General features: G+C 68.5%; 16 protein-coding genes. 4 read left to right on the top strand and 12 right to left on the bottom strand.

The annotated features are described in order from the left end of the window. Window positions 1-331: 331 nt before the first annotated feature. The 10 genes from ACFVMC_RS27255 to ACFVMC_RS27210 all read right to left on the bottom strand — a co-directional run bounded on the left by ACFVMC_RS27255 (window position 332) and on the right by ACFVMC_RS27210 (window position 9,446). Window positions 332-568, bottom strand: a complete 237-nt coding sequence (locus ACFVMC_RS27255; RefSeq protein WP_379214855.1) for a hypothetical protein — start codon at window positions 566-568, stop codon at window positions 332-334. Between the two features lie 8 nt (window positions 569-576). Next, entirely contained in the window at window positions 577-1,248 is a 672-nt protein-coding gene (locus ACFVMC_RS27250; protein WP_379214854.1) for a hypothetical protein, read from the bottom strand. A 189-nt stretch (window positions 1,249-1,437) separates the two neighbouring features. Further along, window positions 1,438-2,400, bottom strand: a complete 963-nt coding sequence (locus tag ACFVMC_RS27245; protein ID WP_379214853.1) for an MlaD family protein — start codon at window positions 2,398-2,400, stop codon at window positions 1,438-1,440. Further along, window positions 2,397-3,479, bottom strand: a complete 1,083-nt coding sequence (locus tag ACFVMC_RS27240) for an MlaD family protein (protein ID WP_379214852.1) — start codon at window positions 3,477-3,479, stop codon at window positions 2,397-2,399. The genes ACFVMC_RS27245 and ACFVMC_RS27240 overlap by 4 nt, the downstream gene beginning before the upstream one ends. Beyond that, entirely contained in the window at window positions 3,476-4,579 is a 1,104-nt protein-coding gene (locus ACFVMC_RS27235; RefSeq protein ID WP_379214850.1) for an MlaD family protein, read from the bottom strand. The genes ACFVMC_RS27240 and ACFVMC_RS27235 overlap by 4 nt, the downstream gene beginning before the upstream one ends. Then, the gene (locus ACFVMC_RS27230) at window positions 4,579-5,610 is read right to left on the bottom strand and encodes an MlaD family protein (protein ID WP_379214848.1); all 1,032 of its coding nucleotides are present in this window, start codon (window positions 5,608-5,610) and stop codon (window positions 4,579-4,581) included. Before ACFVMC_RS27230 ends, ACFVMC_RS27235 begins: the two co-directional genes overlap by 1 nt. Continuing rightward, window positions 5,598-6,644, bottom strand: coding sequence for an MlaD family protein (locus ACFVMC_RS27225; RefSeq protein ID WP_379214846.1), 1,047 nt, complete (start codon window positions 6,642-6,644; stop codon window positions 5,598-5,600). Before ACFVMC_RS27225 ends, ACFVMC_RS27230 begins: the two co-directional genes overlap by 13 nt. Further along, a complete protein-coding gene (locus tag ACFVMC_RS27220; RefSeq protein WP_379214844.1) occupies window positions 6,641-7,696 on the bottom strand; it encodes an MlaD family protein in 1,056 nt (351 codons plus the stop codon). The genes ACFVMC_RS27225 and ACFVMC_RS27220 overlap by 4 nt, the downstream gene beginning before the upstream one ends. A 4-nt stretch (window positions 7,697-7,700) precedes the next feature. Continuing rightward, the gene (locus ACFVMC_RS27215) at window positions 7,701-8,567 is read right to left on the bottom strand and encodes an MlaE family ABC transporter permease (RefSeq protein WP_379214842.1); all 867 of its coding nucleotides are present in this window, start codon (window positions 8,565-8,567) and stop codon (window positions 7,701-7,703) included. Then, complete coding sequence (locus tag ACFVMC_RS27210) at window positions 8,568-9,446, bottom strand: MlaE family ABC transporter permease (protein WP_379214840.1); 879 nt, start codon at window positions 9,444-9,446, stop codon at window positions 8,568-8,570. A gap of 476 nt (window positions 9,447-9,922) precedes the next feature. Between ACFVMC_RS27210 and ACFVMC_RS27205 the strand changes: the two genes are divergently transcribed. Then, complete coding sequence (locus ACFVMC_RS27205) at window positions 9,923-10,423, top strand: DUF4377 domain-containing protein (protein WP_379214839.1); 501 nt, start codon at window positions 9,923-9,925, stop codon at window positions 10,421-10,423. 8 nt (window positions 10,424-10,431) lie between these two features. Here the strand turns inward: ACFVMC_RS27205 and ACFVMC_RS27200 are convergent, their stop codons facing one another. Next, window positions 10,432-11,355: a LysR family transcriptional regulator gene (locus ACFVMC_RS27200; protein WP_379214837.1), complete on the bottom strand. Its 924-nt coding sequence runs from the start codon at window positions 11,353-11,355 to the stop codon at window positions 10,432-10,434. Window positions 11,356-11,425: 70 nt separating this feature from the next. On the opposite strand from ACFVMC_RS27200, the gene ACFVMC_RS27195 reads away from it, so the two are divergent. The 3 genes from ACFVMC_RS27195 (at window position 11,426) to ACFVMC_RS27185 (ending at window position 13,716) form a co-directional block, all read left to right on the top strand. Continuing rightward, on the top strand, window positions 11,426-12,535 hold the full coding sequence (locus ACFVMC_RS27195) for a TDT family transporter (RefSeq protein WP_379214835.1): 1,110 nt from the start codon (window positions 11,426-11,428) through the stop codon (window positions 12,533-12,535). 165 nt (window positions 12,536-12,700) lie between these two features. Next, window positions 12,701-13,459 carry an HNH endonuclease family protein gene (locus ACFVMC_RS27190; RefSeq protein WP_379214833.1) on the top strand — a complete coding sequence of 253 codons (759 nt, stop codon included), beginning with the start codon at window positions 12,701-12,703 and terminating at the stop codon, window positions 13,457-13,459. A gap of 32 nt (window positions 13,460-13,491) precedes the next feature. Next, complete coding sequence (locus tag ACFVMC_RS27185) at window positions 13,492-13,716, top strand: hypothetical protein (RefSeq protein ID WP_379214831.1); 225 nt, start codon at window positions 13,492-13,494, stop codon at window positions 13,714-13,716. 3 nt (window positions 13,717-13,719) lie between these two features. Here ACFVMC_RS27185 and ACFVMC_RS27180 read toward each other — a convergent pair whose 3' ends face one another. Further along, on the bottom strand, window positions 13,720-14,061 hold the full coding sequence (locus tag ACFVMC_RS27180) for an ACT domain-containing protein (RefSeq protein ID WP_379214830.1): 342 nt from the start codon (window positions 14,059-14,061) through the stop codon (window positions 13,720-13,722). Between the last annotated feature and the right edge of the window lie 3 nt (window positions 14,062-14,064).

Below are 14,064 nucleotides of genomic sequence, written 5' to 3'. Positions count from 1 at the left end.
TGCGGCTCTCACTCGGTTTTCGACGCCAGCCGCGCCGACGAATTCCTAGTATCGGCGCAGGTAGCGGGTGCTGGCGCGGTTGGGCGGCCGGGTGGCGGTGGGATTGGGACGCAGCCGATTGCCCCAGGGCGCCGGGGCCGGTGCGGTAATGCGACGCTCGGGCTTCTTGGCCGAGAAGCGGCGCCACCACATCGGGTTCAACGAGCTGCCCAGAGGGTAGGGACCTGGACGGCATCCGTACTGTCGATCACCCTTCAACGATCCCAGCCGCGTCCACCGATTTTCGGGAACGCGCCCAGCGCGCCCCGTCAACCAGCGTGTTCGGTATGGGTCAGCGCGGGATGTGGCGACAGGCCCGGGTGGGCAGCGGGGCCGGGTCGCCGAGGTCGGGGTGCGGCGCGTGCAGGCGCTGCCGCCAGCGCGGCGGGCCGGCGAGCCGGGGTGTGCGGGTGGGCAGCGGGGGCGGCGGGGCGTGGCAGAGACGACCCGCGCGCCATAGTCGGAACAGCAGCAGCGCGATCAGGATCTGACGGAGCGTGGTCCAGCGGGAGGTCGGTACAGCGGGCATGCGCGCGGTCACCTCGGTGGGGGGAGGAAGGGCAGGGGCGGGAGCTGTAGATCGGGAATCAGTGGGGGTGGGGGCGGCGGTGGGGGCGGAGGAGGCGGCGCCTCTTCGACCGGCTCCGGCGCCGGGGGCGGTTCGTAGTCGGGGACGTACTCGGGCTGATATTCGGGGGCGGGCCCGACCGGTTCCGGCGGCGGAACGAATTCGGGCGGCGGGGCCGGTGCGGGCGGCGGTGGAACGGTGGTGGCGCCGGCTACCACCGGCGGCGGCGGGCTGCATGCCCAGCTGCCGTCGGGCAGGAAGCCCCAGCGCTTGGTGACGCCGTCGCCGGAGCAGTCCTCCCCCACTCGTTTTCCGTTGGGCCCGAGTTTCACCGCGGCGCAGTTCCATTCGCCGTCGCGCTTATCCCAGCGGGCTTGGACGCCACCGGCCGAGCAGTCGTCGCCGATCTGCCGCGCGGGAAAAGGCGGCGCGGGCGGTGGCGCCACCGTCGGTGAATTCGGGTCGGTGGCGGAGTAGGCGGCGGCGCCCTGAGTGCGATTGTCCGCGGGTTCCTCCGAGCGCAGCGTCAAGGCGACAGAAACAACCACCGCTGCCCCTGCCGCCACGGCGGCGGCAATGGACAGCGCACGGGTGTTGTCGCGCCGATCGTCTCTCGGCCCGGGGTCGCCCTCGGATTCCACCTTCGCACCGCCTCCTCTGTTAAACAGGGAATATCGTCACGAATAGCTGATCTCCGGAGAGGCTACCGGAAGTTTGCTGAAATCTCGGTCACCTTTGACATGCCATATTTTCGCAGTTCAATACCAGCGAATTCGGTTGTCCGACTATTAGCTGAATTTCCGCGCGATTCCCCGGCGCGGAAGCGCGACTCACTTGACGGCGACCCGCACCCGCACTGCGTCCGCATCGGTGCCCGCCAGCGCCTGCGAGATCAGCGCGCTCAGATCGAGCGCGGGCGCACTCGAGGTGACCGCGTCCGTCACCGGCCGCAACCCCGGAATCAGCGCCTTCAGTTCCGGGCCGACCTCCTCGAGCCACCGGGTGAGCTGCTCCAGGAACGGCACCAGGCCATTACCCTCGAGATACATCTCGGGAGCACCGGCCGCGGTGACCACCCGGCCCACCGCCTCGACCAGCCCATCGAGCACCCGGCCGAACTCGGCGAAATTCGGCGCGGCCTCCGACAGCGCCGGATCGGCCCAGGCGATGTCGGAGGCCGTGTACTGGAAGCTGTTGAGCAACTCGGCGATCCGCGGCGAACGGGTCATGATGGTGGCTGCCAGCAGATCACCGGAGCGGGTCAGCTCGGGCATCACCGCCTGGGTGCCGTCCAGCGCGGTGCCCATCGTCCGCACCAGCGAGTCCACCACGGTCGGATCCAGCTGGTTCATGGTCTTGGTGACCAGCCGCGCCACCTCGGCGATGGACAGCGGAGTCCGGACCTCGGCGGTGTCCAGCCGCTGCCCGTCCCGCAGATACGGCCCGCCGGCGCCCTTGGGCACGAACTGCACATACGGCTCGCCGAGCGCCGAGAGGTGCTCGACGGTGACCACGCTGTCGGTGGGCAGCCGATGCTCGGCGTCGACCCGGAACCCGACCTCCACACCCGCGGGCGTGCTGTCGACCGAAGTCACCTTGCCGACCGGAATACCGGTCAGCAGAATCGGCGAACCGACCCCGAGGCCACCCGAATTACGCAGCAGCATGGACGCGCTGGTGTATTCGGCGAACGGATCGAACCGCACCACACCGAAGGTGAGATAGGCCGCGCCGAGCACGAGAATGGCGGCGATACCGGTGAGCGAGGCCAGCGAACCCGGCTTGATCTTCATCGCACAGCTCCGATCATGCGCAGCGCCTGCACCATCCGGTCCACCTGTTCGGCATCGGCGTCCTGCGAATTCACCTGCACGCCGGTGACATTCACCTTCGGCCCGCGCTCGGCGAACGGAATCACCTTGTCCCGCAGCAACGCGACCAGCAGCGCGAGGTTCGACGGCGAACTCAGATCCAGCGGCCCGCCGGTGAGCAGCGGCACGAACGCGATGGCCGCGGCCTCCCCGGATCGCGCCAGCGGCGCCAGCCAGACCAGCGACTCACCGACCGGCCCGAGCGCACCGAAGATCTTGGTGACACCGTCGATCGTCCCGGCGGCGTCCTCGACCCGCCGCACCGATTCGGCACTGAGGATATTGTCGAGTTCGGGCCGAAGATCGTGCAGCACCCGGGCATTGGTGCCCAGACCGTTGATCAGCTTGTCGACCTCGTCCAGGTTCGCGGCCAGATCGGCGGCGTCCGCGCCGAGTACCTGCGAGATCCGCGCGGTCTCGCGCGGGTCGGCCGGCAGCACCGCATTGAACTGGTTGACGATGTCCTGCAACTGACCGATCGCGCCGCCCTGCACGAACATCGCCATGGCGGCCATGGTGTCCTCGAGCTGCACCGGCGGGCGGCTGTGCGCCAGATCGATGACGGCGTCGGCGCCGAGCAGCGTGCCGAATCCGTCCGGGGGTGTGGTCAGGGCGATGTGGATATCGCCGAGCACGGTGTTCTGCCGCAGTTCGGCAATCGTGCTGGCGGGCAGGCGAACCGACTCCGAGATCTCGGCGTCGACCACCACGTGACCGCCGCGACCCGCCGGGGCCTGATCGGCGGGGATCACGGTGACCTTGTCCACCGTCCCGATCTGGGCGCCGTTGGCGATGACCTTGGCCCGCGCGGGCAGGTTCAGCACATTCGCGAACTGGATCTGGACCCGATAGGTGGGACCGGACACCGAGGTGCCCGGCATCGGCACCGAGGCGGGATCGAAGCCGCAGCCGCCGAGCGCCACCGTGGCCGCGAGCACCAGCGCGATTCCGCTGCGCCGCACCGCTTTCGGCCGTGGGAGCCGCAGGGTCACCGATCTCATCGCGTACCAACCGATCCCAGCACCAGCTGCGTCAGGGAAACCTGCATCATGCCGTCGGAGGCGCCCGCGCAGCGCCCGGGGGCGAGGGCGTTGAGCGCGGCGCACACCTGCTCCGCGTCCGCCTGCGGCAGTGCCACTCTCGGTGGCGCGTAACTGATTCCGGCCACGCCCGTGGCCGGGTCGAGCACACTCCGGAAGGCCGAGGCCACCACCGGCGCGGTGAGCACGATGTCGCGCAGCGACCCCGCGTTGGCGCGCAGCAGCTTGATCAGCGGCACAGTGCGATCGAGCAGAGCCCCGATCTGCCCGCCGAACATGGTGGTGATGTCGTTGAGCATGGGCAGCACCTCCCGCAGCCCGTCGAACAACTGGATGCCGGGCCCGAGCAGTTCGGTACTGGCCTGATTCAGGGCGGGACCGAGCCGGGTCAGCATGGTCTTCAGATCACCCCAGTGCTCCTGCACCTTCTTCGACACCGAGGCGAACGCGTCGAAAATGCCCGCGAGATTGGCGATATCGGCGTCCGGCGACTTCAGCGCCGAGCCCAGCTTCTTGATCAGCTCGTTGATCTGCGGGCCGGTCCCGGTGCTGGCCCGATCCAGGGCGGAGAGGCCGTCGGCGAGCGAATTCGGCTGGGACGGATCGGGTCCCACGATCTCGTCGGACAGTTGCGCCAGGGCCGTCAGCGTCTGGGTCAGGCTCTTCGGGGTCAGCGTCTTGGTGATGCACTGCCCGCCGTCCCACCGCTCGGTCCCGGTCCCGGTGGACAGCACCGCCAGTTCCCGATCCGCGACGACGGTGTCCGACAGCGTGGTCGCGCCCGCGTCGGCGAGCACTGGATGATCGGCGTCGACCTCGAAGTCGACCCGCACGGTCGCGCCCTGATTGCGCACCGAGGTCACGGTGCCGACCGCGATGCCGCGCATGGTCACCTGATTGCCCTCGTACAGCCCGATGCTGTCGGGCATGATCGCGCAGTATGCCTGGGTCTTGTGCAGCGGATCGAAGGCGACGAAATAGCCGACGACGGCGAGCAAGGCGATGACCACCGCCCCCGCGATCGACATGAACGCCTGACTACCGAGTACCCGGTTCAGCATCAGCATTCCTTCCCGGGTAGCGGCACACACAGTCCGGCGGGCGCGGGCACGGTGTCACCGGACTGATCGATGACGAGGCCGCCCTCCGGAATCACCAGCTCGCGCAGCTTGTCGGTGAGCGCGTGCGCGGAGGCGATCATCGGATCCAGCCGACCGCCGAGTTCGTCCAGTCGCGGCAGCGCGTCCGCGAGCTGCTGCGCCTTGGGTTTCAAGGTCTCGTCCCAGCTCGGCGCGAGCAGGGCCAGCCGCTGCACGACGCCGTTGAGCAGACCCACCGCCTCGCGCATCTCGGCGCGCTTGGCGAGCAGCACCGTCTCCAGCTGATTGGCGTTGTCCATCAGGCGTTTCAGATCGCTCTTGGCGCCGTCGTACAGCCGCACGTACTCACTGGCCACGGAGATGGCATTGGAGACCTGGGTGCGCTGGCGGTCGATGGCGTCGATGTAGCCGCCGACCGTGTCCAGGGTGGTGCGCAGCGCGTCCGGCGCGCTGTCGACCGACCGGTTCAGCGCGGCCAGGTTCTCGCGCAGCGTGGCTCCGTCGATCCGGTCCAGCGGGGTGGTCGCGTCCTGGAAGGTCTGCATCAGGCTGTAGGGCAGCCGGACCCGATCCGCGGGAATCGCGGTGTCGCCCAACGGTTTGTCCCCTGCCGGGAACAGTGCGACGTAGTGGCCGCCGACCACGGTCAGCATGCGCACGTCCAGCGAACTCTGATCACCGACGAAGACGTCGTTGTCGACGGTGAAGCTCATGACGACCCGATCCGGCTTCAGCTCCAGACCGGTCACCGAACCCACCGAGACACCGGCCAGCCGGACGTCGTCGCCGGTCTTCACCGACTGCGCTTCCGACAGTTCGGCGGTGTAGGTGGTCTTGCCGAACGGCACCACGTACAGCGCGCCCGCCGCGATCATGCCGAGCACCAGCAGCAGCACCCCGAGCAGGCCGAGGCGCACCTCGCGCCGCCGCTTGCCGGCCTCGTCGAGGACGCGCCGGTCGCCTCCGAAGATCCGGGAGATCACGCCTTGCATACCGCCACCTTCTGTCCGGCGATGAGCACCTGCAGCGGGGCCGGCACATCGGCGTCGCCCTTGCTGCACTGCGGTTTCCAGCCCGCGACGGTGTGCGGCAGCGCGTTGTCGATCGCGGTGAGCAGGCCGGGCAGCTTGCCGAACACCTCGACCGCCTGCTCCGGATCCGGGAACAGACGGCGGAGCTGGGCGTCCAGATCCGCGGCGCCGTCCTGGTCCAGTCCGAGCGCGCCGAGCAGCCGGTCCACCGGGCCGAGTACCGAGGGCGCGGTCATCGCGAAACGGGCCAGTCCGTCGATGTTCTCGCGCAGCGAGCCGAAGACATCGGAGAGGCGGGCCAGCAGCGGCACCAGATAGTGCACGCGGCCGCCGACCCGGTCGGCGATGTCGGACATATTGCGCACCAGCGTGCCGATCACCTGCTGCCGGTCACCGACGTAGGCGCTGAGCTCGGCGATCGATTCCATCGCGGGGCCGAGGCCGTTGCCGTCACCTTCGAGCACCGCGAGCATGTTCTCGGTGAACCGGTTCACCGACTCCGGCGACAGTGTCGCGAGGACCGGCTTCAGACCGTTGAAAAGGCTGGTGACATCGAACGACGGGACGGTCATATCGGTGCCGATGGTCGCGTTGCCGGGCAGCCGCAGGCCGGGATTCGGCTGCTGCTGCAAATCGATGTAGCGCTGACCGGTGAGGTTCTGGTATCGGATGGCCAGCACCGAGTTGTCGTACACCGGCGTCGAATCCCGCACGGTCAGACGCACTTTCGCCTGCACGGAGCTTACCCGCCCCGTCGGCTTCGCCTCCTTTCCATCCCCCGTCTCGAGCGAAATGCCCTCGATCTTGCCCACCTGCACGCCGTACATGCGCACGTCGTCGCCGACCTTGAGGCCGTTGGCGTCGGTGAACAGCGCGTCATGGGCGTGGGTGTCGCCGTCCACCGGGCGCTTGATCGCGGTCAGTACCAAAGCCAGCACCACCATCATCACGCCCGCGAACAGCACGAGCCGCCAGGTCGCTGCGCGTACTGTCATCGCGATCCCTCCTCGGGGGCGGTGGGCAGGCGCTGCCCGAGTAGCGGCACGGCGACGCCGGGAACGTTCTGGAGATCGACCTCCAGGTTCAGCACCGGGCCGTCCGGTGTATCCGGCATGGCCGCGCGCAGCCGCTCCAGCAGCAACCGCAGCTCCGTCGCCGACTGCTGCGGGCGCGGCACCATCTGGGCGAGCACGGTCAGCATGGGGGCGAGCATGTCGGTGGCCTCGGCCAATTGGTCACCGGCGGCCGTGACGGTGGTCGCCAGGCCCGGCAGGATCTGGCCGGTCAGCGCGGCCACGCCCACGTCGTAGCGGTCCTTGTCGGTCTGGACGATCCGGATGTCGTGGATCTGATCGATGATCTGGATGGTCGCGCCCGCGAACTTGCCGCCGCCGTCGAAGGCCGGTCCGAGATTGCCCAGCAGCTCCGAGGCGGGCATGTTCTGGTTGTCGGCGATGATCTTCGAGACCGTGATCAAGGCCTGGATCAGCGGCGTCATGGCCTTGAAGTCCGCGGAGACCTGGGCGATGACGGTGGCCAGCTGCGGGGTCAGCACCGCCGCGCCGACCTGCGACAGGCTGCGCAGGATCGAGCCCATGGTGGCGTCGTAGACCCGGCCGGCCCGCGGCCCGGTCAGATCGAGCACCGCGCCCGCCCGCAGCGGCGCGCCACCGGCACCGCGCAGCAGTTCGAGTTCGCTGATGCCGAACAGATTGGCGGGCGCGTAATCCAACCGCAGGCTGTCGTCGATCCCGTGCAGCCGGGAACCGTCCAGCCGCAGCATGATTCGCTGCGTGCCGTTGGCGTCCGGGCTGATCTCCTCGACGGTGCCGACCTGGACACCGTCCAGGCGCACCTGGGTACCCGCGGTCAGACCGTCGCCGACCTGTTCGGTGTGCAGTGCGATCCGCAGCCCGTCCTCGGTGCGCAGATTCCGGTACAGCGAGGTGGCCAGCGCCACCACCGCGAGCAGCGCGACCAGCGCCAGCCCGACCGTGCGGGCTTTCTTCTTGTCCGCGGCGACGCCGGGCAAACCATATTCAGGCATCAACTCACCCCGTAAAACTGATCGCCGCGTTGAAACCCCAGAACACGATGGACAGCACCATGTCGATGGCGATGATCGACACGAAGCTGGCGCGCACCGCGCGGCCGGAGGCGATGCCGACGCCCTCGGGCCCACCAGTGGCGAAGAAGCCGTAGTAGCTGTGCACCAGGATCACCACGACACCGAAGACAGCCACCTTGAGCACGGCGGCGATCACATCGAATCCGGAGACGAACTGGAAGAAGTAGTGGTCGTACACGCCGGCCGACTGCTCGTGCACCAGGGTGATCAGACCGCGGCAGGCCGCGTAGGACAGGATCAGCGCGATCAGGAAGGTCGGGATGATGGCCAGCGCGCCCGCGATGACGCGCGTGGTCACCACGAACGGCACCGAGCGCAGGCCCAGCGACTCGATCGCGTCGATCTCCTCGGAGATGCGCATGGAACCGATCTCGGCGGTGATCCGGCAGCCCGCCTGCGCGGCGAACCCGACCGCGGCGGCGATCGGGGCCAGCTCGCGGGTGGTCGCGTAGGCCGAGACCACGCCGGTGACCGGGCCCATACCGAGCATGTCCAGCGTCGCGAACGCCTCGACCGCGACCGAGGCGCCCATCACCAGGCCGAGCACGATCATCATCGGCACCGTGCCGCCGCCGACCACGATGGAGCCGCGGCCCCAGGTCATATTGGTGATGGCGCGCATGGTCTCGCCGCGGTAGCGCCGCAGCGTCAGCGGGATCGCCGAGAGCACCTGCCAGACGAACACCGCGACGAAGCCGAGCAGGTCGGCGGCGCGCAGCACCCGGCTGCCGCGCCGGAAGTAACGCGCGACCCAGCGCAACCCCTTGGGGGTGTAGGAGGACGTGGTCATCTATGCCAGCCTGGTGGGAAGGAACATGGCCGTGACCTGCGTCATCGCCAGATTGACGACGACGATCGAGACGACCGAGAGCACCACGGCCGCGTTCACCGCGTCGGCGACGCCGCGCGGACCGCCCTTGGCTTCCAGGCCGCGCTGGCAGGCGATGATCACCACGAGGAATCCGAAGATCAGCGCCTTGAGCAGCGATACCCACACATCGGCGGTGGTGGTGAAGGAGCCGAAGGTGGCCCAGTAGCTGCCCGGGGTGACGCCCTGTCCGGTGATGGCGACGGCGTATCCGGCGAGCACGCCGACGAAGATGATGAGGATATTCAGCAGCGGTGCCACGATCAGCATGGCGGCCATGCGTGGGATCACCAGCCGGTGGATCGGGCTGATGCCCATGGTGTGCAGCGCGTCGATCTCGTCGCGGATGGTGCGCGCGCCGAGGTCGGCGGCGATGGCCGCGGCGCCCGCGCCCCCGAGCAGGAAGCCGGTGGCCATCGGGGCGCCCTGTTTGATCACGCCGAGGCCGCCGGTCGCGCCGAGCAGCGAGTCCGCGCCGAGGGTGTGGATGAGATTGCCGACCTGGATCGAGACGATCACGCCGAACGGGATGGCGATCAGGATGGCCGGGATGGTGGTGACCGTGATCAGCCGCCAGGCTTGCAGGATGGCTTCGCGCCACTGGAACTTGCCGCGGGCCAGATCACCGACCGCGCCGGTCACGGACTCCTCGGCCATGCCGACGGCGCGGCCGAAGGTGCGCACCGAGGACACGACGGTGTCGGAGAAGTTCTTGCGGACTACCTGCGCCGGGGAGTCACGGCGTTTGGCTTCCCGCAGGATTTCGAGCTGTGCGAGCGCGGTCCGGGTATCGGGGGTCATACGCGAGTTCCGTACCCCGCGCCGACGGCACGGGTTGTGTCGAAGTTCATCAGGTATCTCTCCGAATCCGGCAGCAATGCCAACTCATGCAAGCTAATGGGTACTCTAGGTCACAACAAAATCTCGCCTCTGTGACGATCATCACTTGACGATTGATTCGAGCACCGTCCGAGTTATTCGTGAGACGCATCATAATGTGCGCGACAATGCGGTGCAGAGCACATTTCGCCAGCACAATAGGTAAATTCAACTTTCCGACAACCCGATGCGAGACCGGCCGAGATGGACATTTGCGCTACGCGAGAGGCCGCCGCGAACCCCACTCCGACCAGGCCGGGAGATTTTAGAGAGTCGATTTCAGTTTGCTGACAGATTGCTTTCCCTCTGTTCAGCAAACACTCTTCCGGAATGGCCCGGTCGAGCTTTTTCGAGTGAATGGCTACCTTTCGGCAAATTCGCTGATTAGCATCGGCCGAATGCAGATGCGGCTATGTCAGGTAGTCCTGCTCGGCCTCACGACCCTGCCCGTCGCGGCAGCCTGCACCTCGCAGTCGCTGGCCGAATCACCGGCGGTACCCGCCAGCTCACCGGATATCTCGCTGCGCGCGGGCGCGTTCGGAAACTTCGCGCCAGCGCATAGCTCCGGCGATTCGGGCCCGGTCGAGCAGGTGCTCGAGATCGACGTCGCGCACGAAACGATGCGCTGCACACAGACCTCGGAGGATCGGTGCCTGCAAATCCGTCGCGACGCCAACGCCCCCTGGGAGCTCTACGCCCGCGAAATCGACGGATTCGAGCACGAGGCGGGGTACCGCTATCACCTGCGGATCGAGCAGACCCCCGCCGAGAACCCGGCGGCCGAGGCCGCGGACTGGCGTCTGGTCGACGTGCTGGACAAACAGCGCGTCATACCCGACACGGTGCAGCGGCCCAGCTCCGTCGGGCTGGACGGGCCGGGCCTGACCGGTGGACGCTGACCCCGAGGTCATACACCTGGGCTATGAGCGCTCTTCAGCGCGATCGCATACAGCTGCCGCGCGGGTCCCGAGGGTCGACGACCCTTCGGCCACACCGCGCGCAGACTCCGGCGCAGATCCAGACCCGGCACCTCGGGCGCGACCAGGGTGCCCGCCGCCACATCGGCGGCCACGGCCAGTGAACTCAGCACGGAGACACCGACATCAGCGGCGACCGCTGTCTTGATCGCGGTGGTGGACGACAGCTCCAGCGCGACATTCGGCTGCCAACCCGGAATCGCACGACCTAGCACCTGCTCGAACAGCGATCGCGTGCCCGAGCCGGGTTCGCGTTGGATCAGCGGGGTGGCGGCGAGTTCGGCGGCCGTCACCGTGCCGCGCTTGGCCCACCGGTGCCGCGGCGCGACGACAACCACCAGCTCGTCGCGGGCCACCACATGCGATTCCAAGCCGCGCCAGGATCGTGGGCTCTCGATGAACCCGATTCCGGCCTTGCCGTCGAGCACGGCCTGCGCCACGTCGACCGAGTTCCCGGACTCCAGCGCGATGGTGATCTCGGGCGCGGTGGCGCGCAGGGTGAGCAGCCACCCCGGGAACAGGTATTCGGCGACGGTCTGGCTGGCCGCCACCCGCAGCCGGGAATCGCGTTCGGCCCGCAGCGCGGTGATTCCGGCGTCCAGTTGCTCGGCGGCGGCCACCACCTGGCGTGCCCAGGCGGCGATCAGCGCGCCCGCCGGGGTGGGACGCGACCCGAGCGGCGTGCGTTCCAGCACCGCCGTGCCGACCAGCTGCTCCAGGTAGCGGATGCGCGAGGACGCGGAGGGCTGGCTGATGCCGTGCGCCTGGGCCGCGCGCCCCAGGCTGCCCAGCTCGATGACCGAGAGCAGCAGATCGAGCGCGGCCAGATCCGGTACGCGCGGGGACAGGGGCATAGATCCACTCTATGCACCCATAGCTACGCGGCGGCTACTCGATATCGGCGGCGACGCCGATGCTGGAGCCATGACCGCCACCATGATCTCGCGCCCGGCCGTGCGGTCCGGGCAGATGGACGCGCTGCGCCACCTCGGACCGAACTGGTTCGCGGCCGTGATGGGCACCGGCATCATCGCGAACGCGGCCGCCACGCTGCCGCTGCGGTTTCCCGGCCTGCGCCCGGCGGCGCTGGTCGTCTGGGCGGTCGCGGCCGCCTTCCTGCTCGCGCTGAGCGCGGCCTACGCGGTGCACCTGATCCGGTTCCCGGAATACGCGCGAGCAGACGGCCGCCACCCGATCATGTCGCAGTTCTTCGGCGCGCCGCCGATGGCGCTGATGACCGTCGGCGCGGGCACCCTGCTGCTCGGCCGGGACGTGATCGGGCTGGACGCGGCGGTCACGATCGACTGGACGCTGTGGAGCCTGGGCACGGTGCTGGGGCTGCTCACCGCGTTCGCGATTCCCTATCGGATGTTCACCGGCGAGCGGATCGCACCGGACGCGGCGTTCGGCGGGTGGCTGATGCCCGTTGTGCCGCCGATGGTTTCGGCGGGCATGGGCGCGCTGCTGGTCCCGCACACGCCCGCGGGTCAGGCGCGCCTGACCCTGATCCTGGTGTGCCTGGCGATGTTCGGGCTGTCGCTGATCGCCGCGCTGGTCACCATCACCATGATCTGGTCACGACTGGTGCACAGCACGGTGCCGCGTGGCGCGACGGTGCCGACGCTGTGGCTGGTGCTCGGCCCGCTCGGCCAGTCGGTGACCGCGGCCGGTCTGCTGGCGAACGCCGCCGACGGCACGCTACCCGAGCTCTACGCCAAGGGACTGATCGTCTTCTCGGTCATCTTCGGTATCGCCACCTGGGGATTCGCCATGCTGTGGCTCGCGCTGGCGATGGCGGTCACCGCGCGCGCCCACCGGGCGGGCGAACTCGACTTCGCGCTGACCTGGTGGGGTTTCACGTTTCCGCTCGGTACCTGCGTCACCGGTAGCGCCGTCCTCTACACCCATACCGGCGCCTATCTGTTCGCCGCGACGGCGGTCATCCTCTACGCGCTGCTGCTGGGCGCCTGGGCGATCGTGCTGGCCCGCACCGGAAAAGGGCTGCTCAGTGGCACATTGCCGGCGCCGCGCTGAAACAGACTGCGCCGTCCGGCTTTTCCGGGACCTGCGACTGTGCCAGCATCGATGGTGACGTGCGTCACTCGCTGTGCCTAACCTCATACGCGGCATTGCCTTTCGCCAGTACGGCGGCGAGTTACCTTGACGCCGTTCGAGATCGCAGGCGTAAGGAAAGTACTGATGAAGGTCACGGCTCGTCCACTGTCGCTGCTCGGCCGCTCGGCCGGTCTCTGTCTGGCCCTGGTGATCGCCGCCGGCTGCGGCCAGGCGACCAGAACCGCGGCGCCGCAGTCGGCACCCCAGGCCGCGGGGTCCAGCGCCGAGATCAACGACATGCTCGGGAAACTCCAGGTCGCGACCGAAGCCGCGATGAGCGGCTACGACCGCGAGAAGTTCCCGCACTGGGACACCAACAAGGCCGAGCACGGCTTCGGCGCCGAGTTCACCCAGTACGCCAAATGCACCACCCGCGAGGTGATGATGCTGCGCGACGCCACCGGCGCGGTCACCCTGGACGCGAAGACCTGCAAACTCACCATCGGCAAGGACGGCGGCTGGCGCGACGAATACGGCTTCCTCGACGCCAAGACCGGTCAGCTCAAGCCCTACAAGTGGATGACCGACCCGGCCTCGGTCGACGCCGAGCACATCGTCGCGCTGGCCGAAGCCTGGCGTTCGGGCGCGGCCACCAAGGACGAGGACACCCGCCGGCGGATCGCCAATGACGCGCTCAACCTGGAGGCCTCGGATCCGTCGGCCAACCGATCCAAGGGTGATCAGGACGCAGCCAACTATTTGCCGCCGGGGACATTCCGGTGCGCCTATATCGATCGCTACGTCCGCGTGAAGATAAAGTACGCACTGACCGTCGATTCCGCCGAACAGTCGGCACTGCGCGCCGCGGTCGCCGACTGTGTGTCTCGAGGAGAGTTCAAATAAGCGACATCATCGAGATCCCCAAGGCCGCCGTCATGACCGAGGAGGAGGGCACCGTCTCCGGCGAGCTCGACATCACCGTCGATGCCGCCGGAAAGGGCCTGGTCCGCTACCGAGGCACGGAGAAGTGGTTCACGATCGGCAATCTCGCCGCCGACCCGCCGCGCACCTGGACCGGCGTCGTCGAGCTGGCCACGGCGATCGCGGCGGGTGCGGGCACCCGGGACGCCGCGGGCAACGCGGTGCCGTTCGAGGCCTGACCCTCAACCCACCCGATGCCCCGCGTCCACCAGCGACGCGGTAGCTGCCTCGAGTTTGCTCTCCGGGACCAGCACCAGGTCGGCATGGAAGGTCGAGGCGACGAACACGGGAATCTTCGACTCCGCCAGGGGTGTGATCAGCCCGGCCAGCACACCGGGCGCGTCCAATTCGTGTGCCGTGCCGTAGAAGCCCACCCACTTCTCCTCCACCCACGGCGGCGCGTCCCGGATGACCGTCAGCCCCTCCGGCGCGCGCACCAGCGCGATCCACTCGTCGTCCTCGGGGAAGGTCGCCTCCGGCAGGTGCTCGATGGCGAAGCGAGAGGGCACGACGGAAAGGCGCATGCG

The organism is Nocardia sp. NPDC127579 (genome assembly GCF_042672005.1).
Lineage (GTDB): Bacteria > Actinomycetota > Actinomycetes > Mycobacteriales > Mycobacteriaceae > Nocardia.
This window is presented reverse-complemented; position numbering and strand designations above follow the sequence as displayed.

Excerpts from the sequence above, each read along its gene's own strand:
- ACFVMC_RS27190 (WP_379214833.1), top strand. The coding sequence starts at position 12,701 with ATGAAGGTCACGGCTCGTCCACTGTCGCTGCTCGGCCGCTCGGCCGGT.
- ACFVMC_RS27205 (WP_379214839.1), top strand. The coding sequence starts at position 9,923 with ATGCAGATGCGGCTATGTCAGGTAGTCCTGCTCGGCCTCACGACCCTG.
- ACFVMC_RS27195 (WP_379214835.1), top strand. The coding sequence starts at position 11,426 with ATGACCGCCACCATGATCTCGCGCCCGGCCGTGCGGTCCGGGCAGATG.
- ACFVMC_RS27240 (WP_379214852.1), bottom strand. The coding sequence starts at position 3,479 with ATGAGATCGGTGACCCTGCGGCTCCCACGGCCGAAAGCGGTGCGGCGC.
- ACFVMC_RS27210 (WP_379214840.1), bottom strand. The coding sequence starts at position 9,446 with ATGACCCCCGATACCCGGACCGCGCTCGCACAGCTCGAAATCCTGCGG.
- ACFVMC_RS27245 (WP_379214853.1), bottom strand. The coding sequence starts at position 2,400 with ATGAAGATCAAGCCGGGTTCGCTGGCCTCGCTCACCGGTATCGCCGCC.
- ACFVMC_RS27230 (WP_379214848.1), bottom strand. The coding sequence starts at position 5,610 with ATGCAAGGCGTGATCTCCCGGATCTTCGGAGGCGACCGGCGCGTCCTC.
- ACFVMC_RS27215 (WP_379214842.1), bottom strand. The coding sequence starts at position 8,567 with ATGACCACGTCCTCCTACACCCCCAAGGGGTTGCGCTGGGTCGCGCGT.
- ACFVMC_RS27235 (WP_379214850.1), bottom strand. The coding sequence starts at position 4,579 with ATGCTGAACCGGGTACTCGGTAGTCAGGCGTTCATGTCGATCGCGGGG.
- ACFVMC_RS27220 (WP_379214844.1), bottom strand. The coding sequence starts at position 7,696 with ATGCCTGAATATGGTTTGCCCGGCGTCGCCGCGGACAAGAAGAAAGCC.
- ACFVMC_RS27255 (WP_379214855.1), bottom strand. The coding sequence starts at position 568 with ATGCCCGCTGTACCGACCTCCCGCTGGACCACGCTCCGTCAGATCCTG.
- ACFVMC_RS27200 (WP_379214837.1), bottom strand. The coding sequence starts at position 11,355 with ATGCCCCTGTCCCCGCGCGTACCGGATCTGGCCGCGCTCGATCTGCTG.
- ACFVMC_RS27180 (WP_379214830.1), bottom strand. The coding sequence starts at position 14,061 with ATGCGCCTTTCCGTCGTGCCCTCTCGCTTCGCCATCGAGCACCTGCCG.
- ACFVMC_RS27185 (WP_379214831.1), top strand. The coding sequence starts at position 13,492 with ATGACCGAGGAGGAGGGCACCGTCTCCGGCGAGCTCGACATCACCGTC.
- ACFVMC_RS27225 (WP_379214846.1), bottom strand. The coding sequence starts at position 6,644 with ATGACAGTACGCGCAGCGACCTGGCGGCTCGTGCTGTTCGCGGGCGTG.